Source organism: Mesorhizobium huakuii (genome assembly GCF_014189455.1).
Taxonomy (GTDB): Bacteria; Pseudomonadota; Alphaproteobacteria; order Rhizobiales; family Rhizobiaceae; genus Mesorhizobium; species Mesorhizobium huakuii_A.
Genome location: NZ_CP050296.1, coordinates 4,966,055 through 4,980,954, shown reverse-complemented (window position 1 = coordinate 4,980,954; position 14,900 = coordinate 4,966,055). Strand labels below are relative to the sequence as shown.

The 14,900-nt window shown below is 60.9% G+C and carries 15 protein-coding genes, 1 tRNA gene and 1 pseudogene; 7 read left to right on the top strand and 10 right to left on the bottom strand.

The genetic code is table 11. The features are described from left to right. Nucleotides 1-42 precede the first annotated feature (42 nt). From HB778_RS23975 to ppdK, 3 genes and pseudogenes are all read right to left on the bottom strand, one after another. Nucleotides 43-782 (bottom strand): annotated as a pseudogene (locus HB778_RS23975) (polysaccharide deacetylase family protein). 192 nt (nt 783-974) lie between these two features. Beyond that, on the bottom strand, nt 975-2,078 hold the full coding sequence (locus tag HB778_RS23970) for a glycosyltransferase family 9 protein (protein ID WP_183457527.1): 1,104 nt from the start codon (nt 2,076-2,078) through the stop codon (nt 975-977). Between the two features lie 119 nt (nt 2,079-2,197). Further along, nucleotides 2,198-4,876: a pyruvate, phosphate dikinase gene (gene ppdK, locus HB778_RS23965; protein ID WP_183457525.1), complete on the bottom strand. Its 2,679-nt coding sequence runs from the start codon at nt 4,874-4,876 to the stop codon at nt 2,198-2,200. Between the two features lie 225 nt (nt 4,877-5,101). Between ppdK and HB778_RS23960 the strand changes: the two genes are divergently transcribed. After that, nucleotides 5,102-5,446, top strand: coding sequence for a VOC family protein (locus HB778_RS23960; protein ID WP_183457523.1), 345 nt, complete (start codon nt 5,102-5,104; stop codon nt 5,444-5,446). Between the two features lie 228 nt (nt 5,447-5,674). Next, a tRNA-Gln gene (locus tag HB778_RS23955) sits at nt 5,675-5,749 on the top strand. A 58-nt stretch (nt 5,750-5,807) separates the two neighbouring features. Here the strand turns inward: HB778_RS23955 and HB778_RS23950 are convergent. From HB778_RS23950 to HB778_RS41075, 5 genes are all read right to left on the bottom strand, one after another. Beyond that, nucleotides 5,808-6,497: a WbqC family protein gene (locus tag HB778_RS23950; RefSeq protein ID WP_244661589.1), complete on the bottom strand. Its 690-nt coding sequence runs from the start codon at nt 6,495-6,497 to the stop codon at nt 5,808-5,810. Between the two features lie 72 nt (nt 6,498-6,569). Beyond that, nucleotides 6,570-7,406 (bottom strand): dTDP-4-amino-4,6-dideoxygalactose transaminase, encoded by an 837-nt coding sequence (gene rffA, locus HB778_RS23945; protein ID WP_183457519.1) that lies wholly within the window; start codon nt 7,404-7,406, stop codon nt 6,570-6,572. 6 nt (nt 7,407-7,412) lie between these two features. Continuing rightward, complete coding sequence (locus HB778_RS42845) at nt 7,413-7,994, bottom strand: ISAs1 family transposase (RefSeq protein WP_183455035.1); 582 nt, start codon at nt 7,992-7,994, stop codon at nt 7,413-7,415. Next, entirely contained in the window at nt 7,954-8,568 is a 615-nt protein-coding gene (locus HB778_RS42840; RefSeq protein ID WP_183456831.1) for an ISAs1 family transposase, read from the bottom strand. The genes HB778_RS42845 and HB778_RS42840 overlap by 41 nt, the downstream gene beginning before the upstream one ends. Nucleotides 8,569-8,656: 88 nt before the next feature. Next, nucleotides 8,657-8,950 carry an aminotransferase class I/II-fold pyridoxal phosphate-dependent enzyme gene (locus HB778_RS41075; RefSeq protein ID WP_210308036.1) on the bottom strand — a complete coding sequence of 98 codons (294 nt, stop codon included), beginning with the start codon at nt 8,948-8,950 and terminating at the stop codon, nt 8,657-8,659. Between the two features lie 338 nt (nt 8,951-9,288). On the opposite strand from HB778_RS41075, the gene HB778_RS23925 reads away from it, so the two are divergent. Continuing rightward, on the top strand, nt 9,289-10,293 hold the full coding sequence (locus tag HB778_RS23925) for a glycosyltransferase family 2 protein (protein ID WP_183457515.1): 1,005 nt from the start codon (nt 9,289-9,291) through the stop codon (nt 10,291-10,293). Here HB778_RS23925 and HB778_RS23920 read toward each other — a convergent pair whose 3' ends face one another. Next, entirely contained in the window at nt 10,294-11,286 is a 993-nt protein-coding gene (locus tag HB778_RS23920) for a methyltransferase domain-containing protein (RefSeq protein WP_183457513.1), read from the bottom strand. It lies immediately after the preceding gene. 68 nt (nt 11,287-11,354) lie between these two features. Here HB778_RS23920 and HB778_RS23915 point away from each other — a divergent pair, with 68 nt between their 5' ends. Genes HB778_RS23915 through HB778_RS23900 form a run of 4 tightly spaced genes read left to right on the top strand, consistent with a single transcriptional unit; the run spans nt 11,355 to nt 14,461 of the window. Further along, entirely contained in the window at nt 11,355-12,008 is a 654-nt protein-coding gene (locus tag HB778_RS23915; RefSeq protein ID WP_183457511.1) for a class I SAM-dependent methyltransferase, read from the top strand. Next, the gene (locus HB778_RS23910) at nt 12,005-12,670 is read left to right on the top strand and encodes an acetyltransferase (protein WP_183457509.1); all 666 of its coding nucleotides are present in this window, start codon (nt 12,005-12,007) and stop codon (nt 12,668-12,670) included. Before HB778_RS23915 ends, HB778_RS23910 begins: the two co-directional genes overlap by 4 nt. Nucleotides 12,671-12,674: 4 nt before the next feature. Further along, on the top strand, nt 12,675-13,586 hold the full coding sequence (locus tag HB778_RS23905; RefSeq protein ID WP_244661588.1) for a hypothetical protein: 912 nt from the start codon (nt 12,675-12,677) through the stop codon (nt 13,584-13,586). Between the two features lie 8 nt (nt 13,587-13,594). Beyond that, nucleotides 13,595-14,461 (top strand): class I SAM-dependent methyltransferase, encoded by an 867-nt coding sequence (locus tag HB778_RS23900; RefSeq protein ID WP_183457505.1) that lies wholly within the window; start codon nt 13,595-13,597, stop codon nt 14,459-14,461. An 88-nt stretch (nt 14,462-14,549) separates the two neighbouring features. Here the strand turns inward: HB778_RS23900 and HB778_RS23895 are convergent, their stop codons facing one another. Beyond that, complete coding sequence (locus HB778_RS23895) at nt 14,550-14,876, bottom strand: EamA family transporter (protein WP_183457503.1); 327 nt, start codon at nt 14,874-14,876, stop codon at nt 14,550-14,552. Between the last annotated feature and the right edge of the window lie 24 nt (nt 14,877-14,900).

Here is a 14,900-nt window from a genome sequence, read left to right as displayed (position 1 = left end):
CGAACGCATCGGGGTGCGTTGAGATTCAGGTCAGGCGCACCCTTAGTCGGTGGTGCCGTGATTGCCCGTGCCATCGGCATCGTCGAGGCGCACGAAGGTCATGCCCTTGTCCTTGAGCGCCAGCAGGCCCTGAACCACGCCCTCGCCGGCAGCGTGGGTCGGCTGGTTGATGTGGGCGATGATGACGTCACCGTCCTTGGCCGCGGCGATACGCCTGGTGGTTTCCTTGGCGCCCAGCAGCGAGCCGCCATCGCCATTGATCGAGAAGCCGGCGATCTTGAAGCCGAGCTTGCGGATCATCGCGATTGCCGAGGGGCTGTATTCGGCGGTCGCGCCGCGGAACCATTTCGGTGCCGGCTCACCGGTCCTGGCAAGCGCCGCGCCCCCGACTCGACCTCGGCCAGCACGGCCTCCGGGCTGCCGGCGCTCTTTATGCCATAGATCTTCTGCGGCGTGTCGACCGCAGGGATATGGCGCCCGCCGTGATTTTCCAGTTCGAAAAGGTCGGGATGCGCCCGCATGATCTCGACCGCCGCGGCGTTGCGCTTCAGCCAGATGCCAGTGACGAAAATGGTGGCCGGGATCTTGTTTTCCACCAGCGCCGAGAGAATGCGTGTGTCGGTCTGTCCGCCGCAGGCATCGAGCGTGAGCGCAACGCGGCCGGCTCCGCTTGCCGCGGGCTTGATGCGCAGCGTCGGCTCGACCAGAGTCGCGGCATGGGCGCTGGATACCACCGCCAACGACATGGCAATCATGCAGAGATGTCTTTGCAGCAGACGCATCAAACCGAATTCCTGACTTGCGATTTTTGAAGACCGTTGATTTTCGAGACTGGCGATTTCAAGCCGGTATCCAAAGACTCGCATGAAGGCGGAAATCGGGACGATGGATAGCAGAAAAATGCCTGGCGCGGCAATTTGACCGCCCGCGTGGTTGCACGAGCCATTCGGTAGCCCTCAACGATTGATCGCCGTTCAGACAGCGCGTTCCCGCCTCATCTCTGTGCGCGCCAGGAGCTCGCGCGCCGCTTCGACGACAGGCTTCACCTCCAGGCGCCACACGCAGCACGCCTTGCTGGGGTCCTTCGGGCGGCACAAGTCCTTGGCCACACAGTCGCACGGCATCGGCGGCCGCAGCCCGATGCTGGGCACGCCGACAGGCCCCCAGCGCGACGGATGCGTCAGGCCGAAAAGCCCGACAACCGGCGTGCCCGTGGCGGCCGCCATATGCATCGGGCCGCTCTCATTGCCAAGAAACAGCCGCGCCTGTTTGAGGACAGCCAGCAAAGTCTCGAGCGATAGCGACCCGACAAGGTCGACGACCGGCGCCGCCGTCCTGGCTATGATCCGCGCGGCGGCCTCGCGTTCGTCCGGCCCTCCCACCAGAGCAATGCCCAATCCGCTGTCGGCTACGATTTCGTCGATGGCCTCGGCAAACCGTTCCGGCTGCCACTGCCGGCCCTTGAAGCTCGCGCCCGCATGCACGGCGATGAAGCCGTTTGGGTTGAGACGATGCTTGCCCAGAAGCGCCAGGGCTTTCAGGGTCTCCGATGGCAGCGGCTGAAGGCTCGGCACCGTCACACGCAGATCGATGCCGAGCGCCTCAAGGGGCGAAAGATAGCGATAGACAAAATGCTGGCCGCCAAACCCCTGCGGTTTTGCAAACAGATTGGCGGGCTGCCGCTCCAGGAGCTTCAGCGGCCTTTCGGGAGGATTGTAGCCGACCCGCGTCTTTGCGTTGACGAGCCCGCTGACCAGGCGCGAGGTCTTGGAATCGGTCAGGTCGATCGCCAGATCGAAGCGGAAGCCGCGCAACTCCCGCACCATGGCATAGAGCTCTTTTGCGCGCTCAAGCGGGGAGCCGCGCATGCGGGATCGGCTGAACGTGACCACTTCGGAGGCGATGCCATGCGCGACCACGAAGCTTTTGAAGCGCGCTTCGCAAAGGAAGACGATCCTGGCGCCGGGGAATTCGAGCTGCAGGTTCCTGGCGAGCGTCGAGGCGAGGACGATATCGCCGATGAACTTCGTTTGAATGACCAGGATCGAGCGGAACGGCGCGGGTGAGATCTGCAACATGTGATTCCGGGGACAATTGGCGGGCCGTCCGCAAATTGGGCAGGAACAATGTCGAGATTACGCAATACCTTCAGCACGTTCGCGTGAGTTTTCATACAAAACCGTAAGCTTTGTTCCCCCTATCCGCGCCCCGTTTTCGCCGCCTGGACCGCGGCCTGCGCGGCCGCCAGCCTGGCGATCGGCACGCGATAGGGCGAGCACGACACATAGTCGAGACCGACCTCCTCGCAGAAACGGATGGATGCCGGGTCGCCGCCATGTTCGCCGCAGATGCCGAGCTTGATCTCCGGCCGCGTCGCCCTGCCCTTTTGTGCGGCCATGCGCACCAGTTCGCCGACGCCGTCTATGTCGAGCGAGACGAATGGGTCCTGCTCGATGATGCCCTTCTGGCGGTAAGTCTCCAGGAACGACGCCGCATCATCGCGCGAGATGCCGAAAGTGGTCTGGGTAAGATCGTTGGTGCCGAAGGAGAAGAACTCGGCGGACTCGGCGATGATATGGGCGCGGATCGCCGCGCGCGGCAGTTCGATCATGGTGCCGGTGAGATACTCGATCTTGACGCCGGTCTCCTCTATGACGCTCTTGGCGACCGCATCGATGCGCGCCTTCACATAGTCGAGTTCCTTCACCAGGCCGACCAACGGCACCATGATCTCGGGCACCACCAGTGCGCCGGCTTTCTTGCCGGCCTCGACAGCGGCCTCGAAAATGGCGCGCGCCTGCATTTCGGCGATCTCGGGATAGGAGACGGCCAGGCGGCAACCGCGATGGCCGAGCATCGGGTTGAATTCATGCAGCGCTTCGGTGCGCTGCCTGAGCTTGTCGGGCGACACGTTCATGGCGGCGGCAACCTCGGCGATCTCAGCCTCGGTCTTGGGCAGGAATTCATGCAGCGGCGGATCGAGCAGGCGGATCGTCACCGGCAGACCGGCCATGATCTCGAACAGTTCGAGGAAATCCGAGCGCTGCATGGGCAGAAGCTTGGCAAGGGCGGTGCGCCGGTCCTTCTCGGTGTCGGCCAGGATCATCTCGCGCATGGCGACGATACGGTCGCCATCGAAGAACATGTGCTCGGTACGGCAAAGCCCGATGCCTTCGGCGCCGAAGGAGCGCGCCATGCGGGCATCCAGCGGTGTTTCGGCGTTGGTACGCACCTTCATGCGGCGCACGGCGTCCGCCCATTCCATGATGGCGGCGAAATCGCCGGACAGCTCCGGCTGCAGCATCGCCACGGTGCCCTTCAGCACCTGGCCGTTGCCGCCGTCGATGGTGATAATCTCGCCCTTGCGGAAGGTCTGTCCCATCGAGAGCAGCGTGCCCGCCTTGTAGTCGACGCGCAGCGAGCCGGCACCCGACACGCAGGGCTTGCCCATGCCGCGCGCGACAACAGCCGCATGGCTGGTCATGCCGCCGCGCGTGGTCAGGATGCCTTCGGCAGCGTGCATGCCGTGGATGTCCTCGGGGCTGGTCTCGATGCGCACCAGGATCGCCTTGCGGCCTTGCGCCTTGAGGTCCTCGGCATCGCCGGAGGAAAACACGATCTCGCCGGTGGCAGCGCCGGGCGACGCCGGCAGACCGACACCGATGACGTCACGCGCGGCCTTCGGGTCGATGGTCGGGTGCAGCAACTGGTCGAGCGACGCCGGATCGATGCGGGCGACGGCTTCCTCCTTGGTGATCAGGCCGTCCCTGGCCATTTCGACCGCAATCTTCAGCGCCGCCTTGGCGGTGCGCTTGCCCGACCGGGTCTGCAGCATCCACAATTTGCCGCGCTCGATGGTGAATTCGAGGTCCTGCATGTCGCGGTAGTGCTTTTCCAGACTGTCGGAGATGGTGACGAAAGACTGGAAGGCGTCCGGCATCAGCTTCTGCAGCGACGGCTTGTCGGAGCCGGCGGCGATACGGGCGGCCTCGGTGATGTTCTGCGGCGTGCGGATGCCGGCGACGACATCCTCGCCCTGCGCGTTGACCAGGAACTCGCCATAAAGCTGCTTTTCGCCGGTCGACGGGTTGCGGGTGAAGGCGACGCCGGTGGCCGAGGTCTCGCCCATATTGCCGAACACCATGGCCTGGACATTGACCGCCGTGCCCCAGCTTTCGGGAATGTCGTGCAGACGCCGGTAGGTGATGGCGCGGTTGTTCATCCAGCTCGAGAACACCGCACCGATGGCGCCCCAGAGCTGCTCTTGCGGGTCCTGCGGGAATGGCCTGCCGAGCTCTTCCTCGACCTTGGCCTTGTAGAGCGCGATCACGGCTTGCCATTCGATGGCCGTCAGCTCGGTATCGAGCTCGTGGCCGAGGCTGGCCTTCTGGTCTTCGAGTATCTCCTCGAACACCTCGTGATCGAGGCCCATGACCACGTCCGAGTACATCTGGATGAAGCGGCGGTAGCTGTCATAGGCAAACCGCGCATCGCCGGAATCGGTGGCCAGGGCCTCGACGGTCTCGTCGTTGAGGCCGAGATTGAGCACGGTGTCCATCATGCCCGGCATCGAGGCGCGGGCTCCGGAGCGCACCGAAACCAGCAGCAGCTTCGACGGATCGCCGAACCGGCGGCCGGTCAGCCGGCCGATGTGATCGAGCGCGACCGCGACGTCGGCTTCCAACCCCGCCGGATAGGCGCGGCCATTGGCATAATACGCATTGCAGACCTCGGTGGTGATGGTGAAGCCCGGTGGTACCGGCAGGCCCAGGCTGCACATCTCGGCCAGATTGGCGCCTTTGCCGCCCAGCAGATTCTTGTCGCCGGCACGGCCTTCCGCCGCACCATCGCCAAAGGTGAAAACCCATTTGGTCATGCTTTGCTCTCCGGTTGCAGGAGATTGGAAAGATTGGCGAAACGGAAAGTTCCACCCAGGTCCGACTTTGGAGCGATATGATGCTGCAGTGCGAAAGGCAAGCGCCGGCAAAGCCGCCCTGCCGCTACAATCGATTAAGAGAAAGCCTCGCCCGGACATGCGGCAAAAAGACTTGCCACCTCAGGGTCCGAAGACTAGAACATAAAGGGAACAAAGAGGTGCCCCATGAAACTGACTGGAAAACTCGACTATCTGGAAATGCCGGCGACCGGCGGCAGGCTGGACCGGTTGAAGGCTTTTTACAGTTCTGCCTTTGCCTGGTCGTTCACCGACTACGGGCCGACCTATTCAGCCTTTGCCGAGGGCCTGGATGGCGGTTTCCAGGCCGATGCCGCGGAAGCACCGGCCAAGCCGCTGCCTGTGCTCTATAGCGACAACCTCGAAGAAACGCTGAGCGCCGTCGAAAGTGCAGGCGGTACGGTCGTCAAGCCGATCTTCGCGTTTCCCGGGGGCCGGCGCTTCCACTTCATCGATCCGGCCGGCAATGAACTGGCTGTCTGGGGTGACTAGAGCAGTTCACCGTTTCACGGAAACGGCGAACCGCTCTAACTCTTTGTTTTGACGCAATTCCGGACGGAAAACCGCCCACACTTTTCCTGGAATTGCTTTAGCCCGCTCGGGCAGGATCTGGCGGCTTTTGTGGATTGCTGGATTTGAGCGTTCTTGCCATCGCCATAAGGATTGTGCTTTTCGGCTGCTCTGCTAATAACGCGCCGCACAAGCGACTCTGACGGCTATTGGGGCGTCGCCAAGTGGTAAGGCATCGGTTTTTGGTACCGACATTCCCAGGTTCGAATCCTGGCGCCCCAGCCAATCAATGATTGTGTATTGAATCAATGACTTAATAAATTTTTTGATCAAGGCGCCAGAACTAGGCCCGCTTGGCGACGAACCTCATAAACTGAGGCGATTGCTTTCCGCAGTTGAACAGCAGATCGAGGATCGACACCTGGTGGATGAATCCCGTCCAGAGCTGCGGGTAGGCAGGATAACCCTCATAGTCGAACCATTCGAGATTGATTCCCTTGAGCTCGAAGACGTCGGGCACGATGTAGTCCTTTGCGGACGGCCCTGAAACGTAGACCGTTCCTCCCGCCTGGGCACAAATGTCAGCCAAACGCTCGGTTTTGGCACCGTTGAGCTGGTACGCGCTGGACGACGTGATGGCCGTGGTGATCCCCAAATACCCGCATATTGCCGCGATGAAGCAGCGGTTCAGGTCCGATATGTGCGTATAGTGGCGGCCATAGAGCGGCTCCACCCATTCGGCTATTTCCGAAAAGCAGCTTGCCCGGCGGTAGTTTTGTTGCAGCTGCCGCCAGTGCGATTGAGCCCAGTCGGCGCCGTCTATCTCGGTTTCGAGGATCTTCTGAAGGTATTTTCCCTTGGTCACGACAGGCACGGTCAGCCATTGGGCTCCGGCGGGCGTCTTGATCTTGTTGCGATTGCGCCAGTCGCGACGGGTATATTGCATGTCGTCGTAGAGGATGAACTCGTCGACCGCAGCGATGAGGTCGAAATATCCCTTCCAGGGGATATAGTTCGACTGGAGAATGGCCACCCGCTTCGTCATCTGCTCGCAGCTTCACTCACCCAAGAATCCTGGGAATAGCTCAACATCCTTACGGATTGTTCAGCGGTGACCGGCGCTCAGCACCGCGGCCACGCCCTCCTGGGCAGCGAGACTGAGGCCATACCACAGCGGCAGTCTGATCAGGCGCGCGGCGGCTTCGGTGGTGACGCGCAGATCGCCATGTGTCCGGCAGTAGCGTCGGCCCGCCGGCGATTCGTGCAGCGGAACATAGTGGAAAATGGCGGCGATGCCATTTTCCTGGAAATCGGCCAGCACGCCACGCCTGTCAACGCCCTCGGGCAGCAGCACGTAGTAGAGATGCGCATTGTGTTCGCACTCGGCCGGAACGATTGGTCGACGAAGCTGCCCGGCCTGCTCCAGCGGCGCCAGCAGCTCGTGATAGCGGTTCCAAATCCGCAAGCGCTCCGCGGTGATCGTCCCCGCATCTTCGAACTGTGCGAGCAGGAATGCCGCCAGCAAATCGCTGGGGAGATAGGAGGAGCCGACGTCCTGCCAGGTGTATTTGTCGACCTCGCCGCGGAAGAACCGGCTGCGGTCAGTTCCCTTTTCGCGAATGATCTCAGCCCGCTGGCTCAGCTCGGGGTCATTGATCAGCAGCGCCCCGCCCTCACCCGAAATCAGGTTCTTGGTCTCATGGAAGCTTAGCGCCCCAAGATCGCCGATGCTGCCGAGCGGCCGCCCCTTGTAGCGTGCCATGGCACCCTGGGCGGCATCTTCCACGATCTTGAGGCCATGCCGGTGCGCGATATCAAGTATTGCGTCCATCTCGCAGCCCACTCCGGCATAGTGGACCACCACGATCGCCCGTGTCCTTGGGGTTATCGCGGCCTCTATCAGGCGCTCGTCGAGGTTGAGGGTATCCTCAGGGCTGTTCAACGCTGATTACAGAGCCTTGTAAGCGAGGATGAGATCGAGGGAGAGAGCGCCGTTCCAGAGGGCTTGAGCGACGTTTTTCGTGCCGTTGTGACGCAGGATGTTGAGGGCGAAGCTGCGGGCTCTGGCCATGATGCCGGGGTTGTCGCGGATACGGCTGCGGTCCTCGTCGCAGGACACGTCGCGGACATAGTGGTTGCGGTTCTCGATGCCCCAGTGGCCTCGGATGATGGCGGCCCAAGTCTTGGCGGGGAGACCCTGTTCGGAGGAGATATAGTATGAGACCTCGCCGCGCGGCTGCCACATGCCCGTGGCGGCACTGCGGAGCCAAGTTTGGCGGGTGACGCGGATGATGGTCTTGACGAAGGGCTGCCATTCGCTGTCGACGAGGGCCTTGCCGACGGGAAAGACGTCCACGGTTCGATCCTCCTGCCGGGATCGCACTGTGTCGCGTGAGGAGGCCGTGTCGCTGGGAGTGCGGCTGTCGACGATGGCGCGAATCTCGTCATCCAGATTGGGCTGGTTCTCCTTGAGTTGAACCAGCAGATGGTTACCCGTGGCCAGGGCTACGGCGAAGGTTTTTTTGGGCATGCATGGCGTCGAGAGTGAACATGCGCCCGGTCAGGCCCAGCGTGGCGATCAAGTCCTGGGCGGCGGGGATTTCGTTGCTCTTCTCATCGATCGCCAGATGGCCGAGGATGATCTGACCATCGCTGGCGAAAGCACTCAGCAGATGCGCCGCTTTGCGATCGTTGAAGGCGTCGAAGCTGCCGCGCAGCGTCTTGCCGTCAATGGCCACGCACGCCGGCATGACGTCGTCCGGCATGGCGTCGTCCGGCTCTTGGGCCGGGGGCGTCGGCAGGCCGGCCGCATGCTGGCGGAACACCCTTTCGACCTCCGCCCCGTCGAGACCGCGAAGGATGAACCGCACCGTCGAGTAGGCTGGGGCCTTTCGCACCGAGACCCCGAACACGCCGTTCAGGCGGACAAGATGGATGCGGATGAAGGCGTGGACCTGACGATACGAAACCGCCCCGGCCAGCATCGCCAGCACCGTGAACAGCAGGATCGGCGCCTGGGGATACATCTGCCCCTGGCCACGGCGTGGATCGGGGATCTGCGAAAACAATGACAGCAATGTGCCGGGCAACGGTGCAACCCTCATGATTGGTTGCCCTGCATAGATTCAGACAAATCTCCCGGAGGGAATCGCCCTTTTTGCCCGCGACGCATCAAAGCCGATCACAAAGATGTTAGCGTTGAACAGCCCTGAGGGTATCCTCCCTTATGTCGACGAATACGGGCACGCCGCCGCGCAGCACAAACGCATTCGCGGTCGATGTGAATGTGTAAGACGGCATGATGATTTCGTCGCCGGGAACAATATCCAGCAGGAGAGCCGACATCTCCAGCGCCGCCGTGCATGAATGGGTCAGCAGCGCCTTTGCGCAGCCGACATGCTCCTCTATCCAGGCATGGCAGCGTTTGGTGAAGGTCCCGTCACCGGACATGTGCTGGGCGACTCGCGCCTCAGCGATGTAGAGCATCTCCCGTCCGGTCAAGTGCAGGCGATTGAATGCAACAGGCAGCGACCCTGCAGTCCGCAAAGGCTTGTTCAAAGAATCGGACACTGTCGTCCCCCCGCCAAACGGCGCTACTGGTGTCGCCGAAAGAAAGTACCTCCTGTACTTCAACCAGGACAGTTCCATTAATTGGCGGCTTGAGCAAGCCAACTTGGGAAATTGGGCGCGAGAACATCCGATTTCGGCGCTGAGGACGTAGAATGAAGGAAGCCAGGTTGACGGTGTTGCTTTTCCTGGGGCAACGATAGCTGAAATGAGACGTCGGGCGGAAGCGCTTGGCGCAGCAACGGACCCGTCCCCTCATGAAGCTTTCCGTCGTCAGCACGCTCTACAAGTCAGAGTCCCATATCGCCGAGTTTTGCGACCGGATCTCTGCCGTGGCGCACCGCCTGGTCGGGGATGAATTCGAGATCATCCTCGTCAATGACGGCTCTCCCGATGGCAGCCTGGACCTGGCGGTCGCGCGCAGCATGGTTGATCGGCACGTCACAGTCATCGACCTGTCGCGGAATTTCGGCCACCACAAGGCGATCATGACCGGGCTGGCCCACGCCAAGGGCGATCGGGTGTTCCTCATCGACAGCGATCTCGAGGAAGAGCCCGAGTGGCTGTTGTCCTTTGCCGACCAGATGTCGGAACAGAAACTCGATGTGGTCTATGGGGTGCAGAAAGCTCGACGTGGCGGCACCTTTGAGAGATGGACCGGCACGCTGTTCTTCTCAATCACCAATGCGCTGAGCGACCTGCAGCTGCCACGTAATTTGGTGATCGCGCGGCTGATGACACGCGCCTACGTCGCCGCGCTCGTCAGCCATCAGGATCATGAGTTTATCATCGCCCATCTGTTTCAGCTGACCGGTTTCCGGCAGGATTCGCAGCTCGTCGTCAAGCACGCTTTATCCCCAACGACCTATTCACTCAGCCGGCGCATTCAAATGGCGACGCGCTATTTGATGACGACGTCCACAAAACTTTTATATATCATACTATATTCTGGATTGGCGATTTCGATATTATCAATATTATCTGTCTTATATTACGTTACCAGATACCTCACATATGGTATAGGCGTTACCGGATTTACCTCCATAATCATTTCCATATGGTTCTTTGGTGGCGTGACGATGCTCACTCTCGGCATTCTTAGCGTATATATTGCCAACATACTGTCCGAAACCAAACGTCGTCCCTACACGATAATTCGAGATATTCATCGTGGCCCTGCGACAGGGATTGAGGGGCAGGTCGATGGTCATGCCGCCGTTGAAGATCGGTCATCCCTTGGGCCGGAGAGGGTGCGCGACTAGCTAGTCGTCGACGCCATCACTCGGAGCATTCTGCACAGCTCGGCCAAGTGTTTTTTCCAGCCAGGCGACCACGGATATCCCCTCGGCCGCCGCCGCATCCAGCACTCGGTCGCGCAATGCGGGGGCAACGCCCTCCAGCTTGCCGAAATAGCGGGTCCGGTGCGATCCGCCCCGTCGTCCGGGGAACGTGACGTCGAGATTGAGCGGCGGCTCTCCCTGGCCCTTCACGAAGCTGATCAGATAGAAGGACCCGCCGAGAATCCACCGGCAGCCGACCTGTCGCGCATCGACCGGGATGCAGTCCAGCGGCGCACGATGGCGAAACAGGGGATTGGAGTTTTCCAGTATCCTGGCGAATTCGCTGTTTGCCAACCAGGGCGCGATTCCTTCGTCGCCGACCACGACCCGCCCGTTCGGCTTCACGACGCGGGTGATTTCAGCCAAAGCTTCCTTGTAGTCGGGGAACAGGTTGAAGCCGCCGAAATGATAGGCCGCATCGAAGAATCCATCCGCGAAAGGCAAGTGCATCACATCGGCGCAGAACAACTGCAGGCGCGAAGTGTTCTTCTCGGCGCGGAGCAGCCGGTCCCGACCCGTCAGCACCATTTCGAGGGACAGGTCGCCGGCAAATACGTCAATGGGCATATCCAGCAGATGGATGGTGTCGCGGCAGGTTCCGCAACCGATCTCGAGCACCCTGCTATCCGGCCGAAGCTCGAGTTGGGCAAACATGTCCCTGCGCGTTTGCTCCTCGTCCGCAAGGAACATGGCAAACATTACCTCGATGCCATGATCATATTCGCTTGCCCGCTCGCGGTAATAGGCATGGCTGTCGGAAGAGGCCTGCACCTGGCCGGAGCGGATGAGCAGTTGCGGGATGCCGTCGATCAGGGGATAGCGCTCATCTGACCCGCCCAGCAACGCGGAGCCGTCCGGCGTCTTTGTCAGCGGCTGTCTAGTCAACGGGGAAACAAAATTCAATTCCGGTATCATTCGCGGAACCGCCCATTTAGACTTGGATACACGATTCTGTGAGCGAAAACCCACCGATGGTTATGCCCATGACGTCTATTGGCGCCCCGGCAACGGACAAAAGCGGGGCAATGTTGCTTGAAGTCGCCCGCTACTATGGCGACAAGGTGCAGGCGCACGGCCCCAGTCCGAAGGGTGTGGATTGGAATACGGAAGAAGGCCAGATCCTTCGCTTCAGACAATTGGCATCGTTGATCGACCTGCCGGGCGACTTCACGGTCAACGACCTCGGGTGCGGCTACGGTGCTTTGCTGCCGTTCCTCGCCGATCGCTTTCCCGGCATACGGTACTATGGCTGCGATGTGGCTGCAGAGATGATTGAAGCAGCCGCCACACTTTTTGGTGATCATTCCCAAGCGCAGTTTGCCGTCGGATCAGTGCCGGCGCAGATTGCCGATTTCGGCTTCGCGAGCGGTATCTTCAACGTCAGGCTGACACGTCCGGATGATCAATGGGCGGCTTATCTGGAGTCGACGCTGGACGTCCTCCATGCCACCAGCCGGCGCGGCTTCGCCTTCAATTGCCTTACCTCCTATTCGGATCCGGACAAGAGAAGAGCCGATCTGTTCTATGCCGATCCAACGCACCTTTTCGACATCTGCAAGAAAAAATATGCGCAGCGCGTGGCACTGCTGCACGACTATGGTCTCTATGAATTTACCATCCTGGTCAGGAAGTCATGAAGCGGCCCATCGTCATATTCGGAGCAGGCGATATCGCTGAGCTTGCCCACTACTATTTCACCCGCGATTCCTCTTACGATGTCGCCGCCTTTGCCGTGGACACTGCATTCCTGACCCAGGACCGGCTGGCGGGCCTCCCTGTCGTGCCATTCGAGGCATTGACCCGAGAATATCCGCCGAACAGCCATATTGCGTTCGTGGCGCTCAGCTACAGCAAGCTGAATGAGGTTCGCCGCGAAAAATATCTGGCACTCAAAGCGCTGGGCTATGATTTCGCCAGCTATGTCAGTTCCAAGGCCACCATGCTCAACGACGGCAAAATCGGCGAAAACTGCTTCATTCTCGAGCACAATGTCGTTCAACCTTTCGCATCGATCGGCAACAACGTGACGCTGTGGAGTGGCAATCACATCGGGCACCACTCCCGTATTGCCGATCATTGCTTTCTTGCCTCGCATATCGTGGTCTCGGGCGGGGTCGATATCGGTGAGGCCTGCTTCCTGGGGGTCAACGCGACGCTGCGCGATCATATCCGTGTGGGCGAGAGGTGCGTGATCGGCGCAGGAGCGTTGATCCTGGCGGATGCGGCGCCCGACGGCGTCTATCTCGGCAACGCGACGGAGCGGTCGAAAGTGCCGAGCTCGCGGCTGAGAAGGATTTGACGCGGTGCGATGGGAGAAACTCGGTCGCCTGTTCTGTCCGACCGGCGATATCGAATGGATGCGCTCGCACGCCACCGTGCCGATCGCCGAGCACGTATCGGGCGATCTGTTCAGAATCTATTTCGGGTCTCGCGATGCATCGCAACGCTCGCACACCGGCTATGTTATCGTCGACCTTTCGTCGCCGGCGCGGATTCTCGAGGTAGCTCGGTCGCCTGTCCTGGTGCCGGGAAACCTCGGCGAATTTGATGACAGCGGCGCCCTGGCGAGCTGGCTCACGGTCGTGGGTCCGACGAGATATCTCTACTATATCGGCTGGAATCTGGGCGTCACCGTTCCCTTTCGCAATGCCATTGGCCTCGCCACGGCGTCGGTTGACGGCCCGTTTTCACGCTTCGCCGCGGGTCCGCTGATTGATCGCTCGATGACTGAGCCACATTTTGTCGGCAGCTGCTGTGTGCTGCATGAGGCCGGCCTCTGGCACATGTGGTACTTGTCTTGCGTCGGGTGGACCCAGTTGGCCGATGGGCCACGACACCGCTACCATATCAAATATGCGAGTTCCGACGACGGCATCCACTGGCGCCGTGACGGACGGGTCGCCATCGGTTTCGCGAACGAACAGGAATATGCGATATCTCGCCCATCGGTTGTGAGAGACGGCGAGCTGTGGCGCATGTGGTATGCCTATCGCGGCGACCGCTATCGCATTGGCTATGCCGAGTCGGCCGACGGCCTGAACTGGACCCGGCTCGACCACGCCGTGGGCATCGCGAGCTCAGAGTCAGGCTGGGATTGCGAGATGATCGAGTATCCCTATGTGTTCGATCATGGGGGGCAGCGCTACATGCTCTACAACGGCAATGGTTACGGGAAGACCGGCTTCGGCCTGGCCGTGCTCGTTAGCAAGGCTTGAGCCGACACATGATCGTTTGCCCGCGCTGCAGTCTGCACCATGCATCCCTGGACGCTGGCTGTCCGGCCTGCGGCTTCGTTCCCACCAGCCTGAACGGCTTCCCCGCCTGGGCGCCAGAAATGGCAAACCAAGGCGGGGGGTTCCACGAGACCTTCTTTGCTGAACTCGCTCAGCGCGAAGCAGGCAATTTCTGGTTCGAGGCCCGCAATACCATCATCGTTCGCACCCTGAGGCGGTTCTTTCCGCAATTCCGGTCGTTCCTCGAGATCGGCTGTGGCACTGGGTTTGTGCTGAGCGGCATCGCCCGCGCCTTTCCTGACGTCCGGCTTGTCGGGACCGAGATCTTCGTTGCAGGGCTGCCCTTTGCCGCCGCCCGCGTGCCGTCGGCAAGCTTTGCGCAGATGGACGCAAGACGATTGCCCTATGCCGCGGAATTCGACGTGGTGGGGGCGTTCGACGTGATCGAGCACATCGAGGAAGATGTCGACGTGCTGGAAAATCTGAAGCGCGCGGTAAGGCCCGGAGGGGGTGTGATCATTTCCGTGCCGCAGCACAAATGGCTTTGGAGCGATCTCGACAAGCAGTCGTTTCATTTCCGGCGCTATGAAAAGCGGGAACTGCATGAAAAGATCGAAGGCGTGGGACTGGAGATCGTCTACAGCACGTCGTTCGTGTCGCTTCTGTTGCCGCTGATGTTCCTATCGCGGCAGCGCAAAAGCGAGAGCCCGGAGTTGGACGCCGGCAGGGAATTGCGCCTTGGACGGGCCGCAAATGCCTCTTTGCGGGCCGTGATGGGGATCGAAAGCCTGATCCTCGCATCGGGCCTAACCCTTCCGGTCGGCGGATCCCGACTGGTAGTGGCAAAACGTCCGTGACAGGCAGCGCTGCTCGCGCAGGCAGCCCGCCCCTCATCGACAACAGCAGCCTTGCAAGCGCACGCCTTAGGCTGAATCGACATTCGGCCTAAGGCAATTGGGTCGCCGCCAGCACTACACCGAGGACAATCAAGCCGTTTCCCGCAAGGGACTGCCAGCTGAACCGTTCGTGCAGGAACACGATCGAACCGGCGAAAATCAGGGGATAGGACAGGGCTGCAAACGGGAAGGCCACCGATAGGGGAATTCTCGATATCCCTGCGTACCAGAAAAGACTGGAAGCCACGAGGCCAAGGCCTCCTATCCAAACCTGCCAGTCGGCGAGCAGGCCAAGCAGATAGGGCCAGCCCGCCTCGAAGCTGAACGGCACCGTCCCATGTTCGGTCAGGCGAGACTTGATGATGATTTGGGCCATGGTGAGCAAAGATACGGCCGCAAC

Excerpts from the sequence above, each read along its gene's own strand:
- HB778_RS23970 (WP_183457527.1), bottom strand. The coding sequence starts at position 2,078 with ATGTTGCAGATCTCACCCGCGCCGTTCCGCTCGATCCTGGTCATTCAA.
- ppdK (WP_183457525.1), bottom strand. The coding sequence starts at position 4,876 with ATGACCAAATGGGTTTTCACCTTTGGCGATGGTGCGGCGGAAGGCCGT.
- HB778_RS23960 (WP_183457523.1), top strand. The coding sequence starts at position 5,102 with ATGAAACTGACTGGAAAACTCGACTATCTGGAAATGCCGGCGACCGGC.
- HB778_RS42845 (WP_183455035.1), bottom strand. The coding sequence starts at position 7,994 with ATGCCCAAAAAAACCTTCGCCGTAGCCCTGGCCACGGGTAACCATCTG.
- HB778_RS42840 (WP_183456831.1), bottom strand. The coding sequence starts at position 8,568 with ATGAGGGTTGCACCGTTGCCCGGCACATTGCTGTCATTGTTTTCGCAG.
- HB778_RS41075 (WP_210308036.1), bottom strand. The coding sequence starts at position 8,950 with ATGCTCTACATCGCTGAGGCGCGAGTCGCCCAGCACATGTCCGGTGAC.
- HB778_RS23925 (WP_183457515.1), top strand. The coding sequence starts at position 9,289 with ATGAAGCTTTCCGTCGTCAGCACGCTCTACAAGTCAGAGTCCCATATC.
- HB778_RS23920 (WP_183457513.1), bottom strand. The coding sequence starts at position 11,286 with ATGATACCGGAATTGAATTTTGTTTCCCCGTTGACTAGACAGCCGCTG.
- HB778_RS23915 (WP_183457511.1), top strand. The coding sequence starts at position 11,355 with ATGACGTCTATTGGCGCCCCGGCAACGGACAAAAGCGGGGCAATGTTG.
- HB778_RS23910 (WP_183457509.1), top strand. The coding sequence starts at position 12,005 with ATGAAGCGGCCCATCGTCATATTCGGAGCAGGCGATATCGCTGAGCTT.
- HB778_RS23900 (WP_183457505.1), top strand. The coding sequence starts at position 13,595 with ATGATCGTTTGCCCGCGCTGCAGTCTGCACCATGCATCCCTGGACGCT.
- HB778_RS23895 (WP_183457503.1), bottom strand. The coding sequence starts at position 14,876 with ATGGCCCAAATCATCATCAAGTCTCGCCTGACCGAACATGGGACGGTG.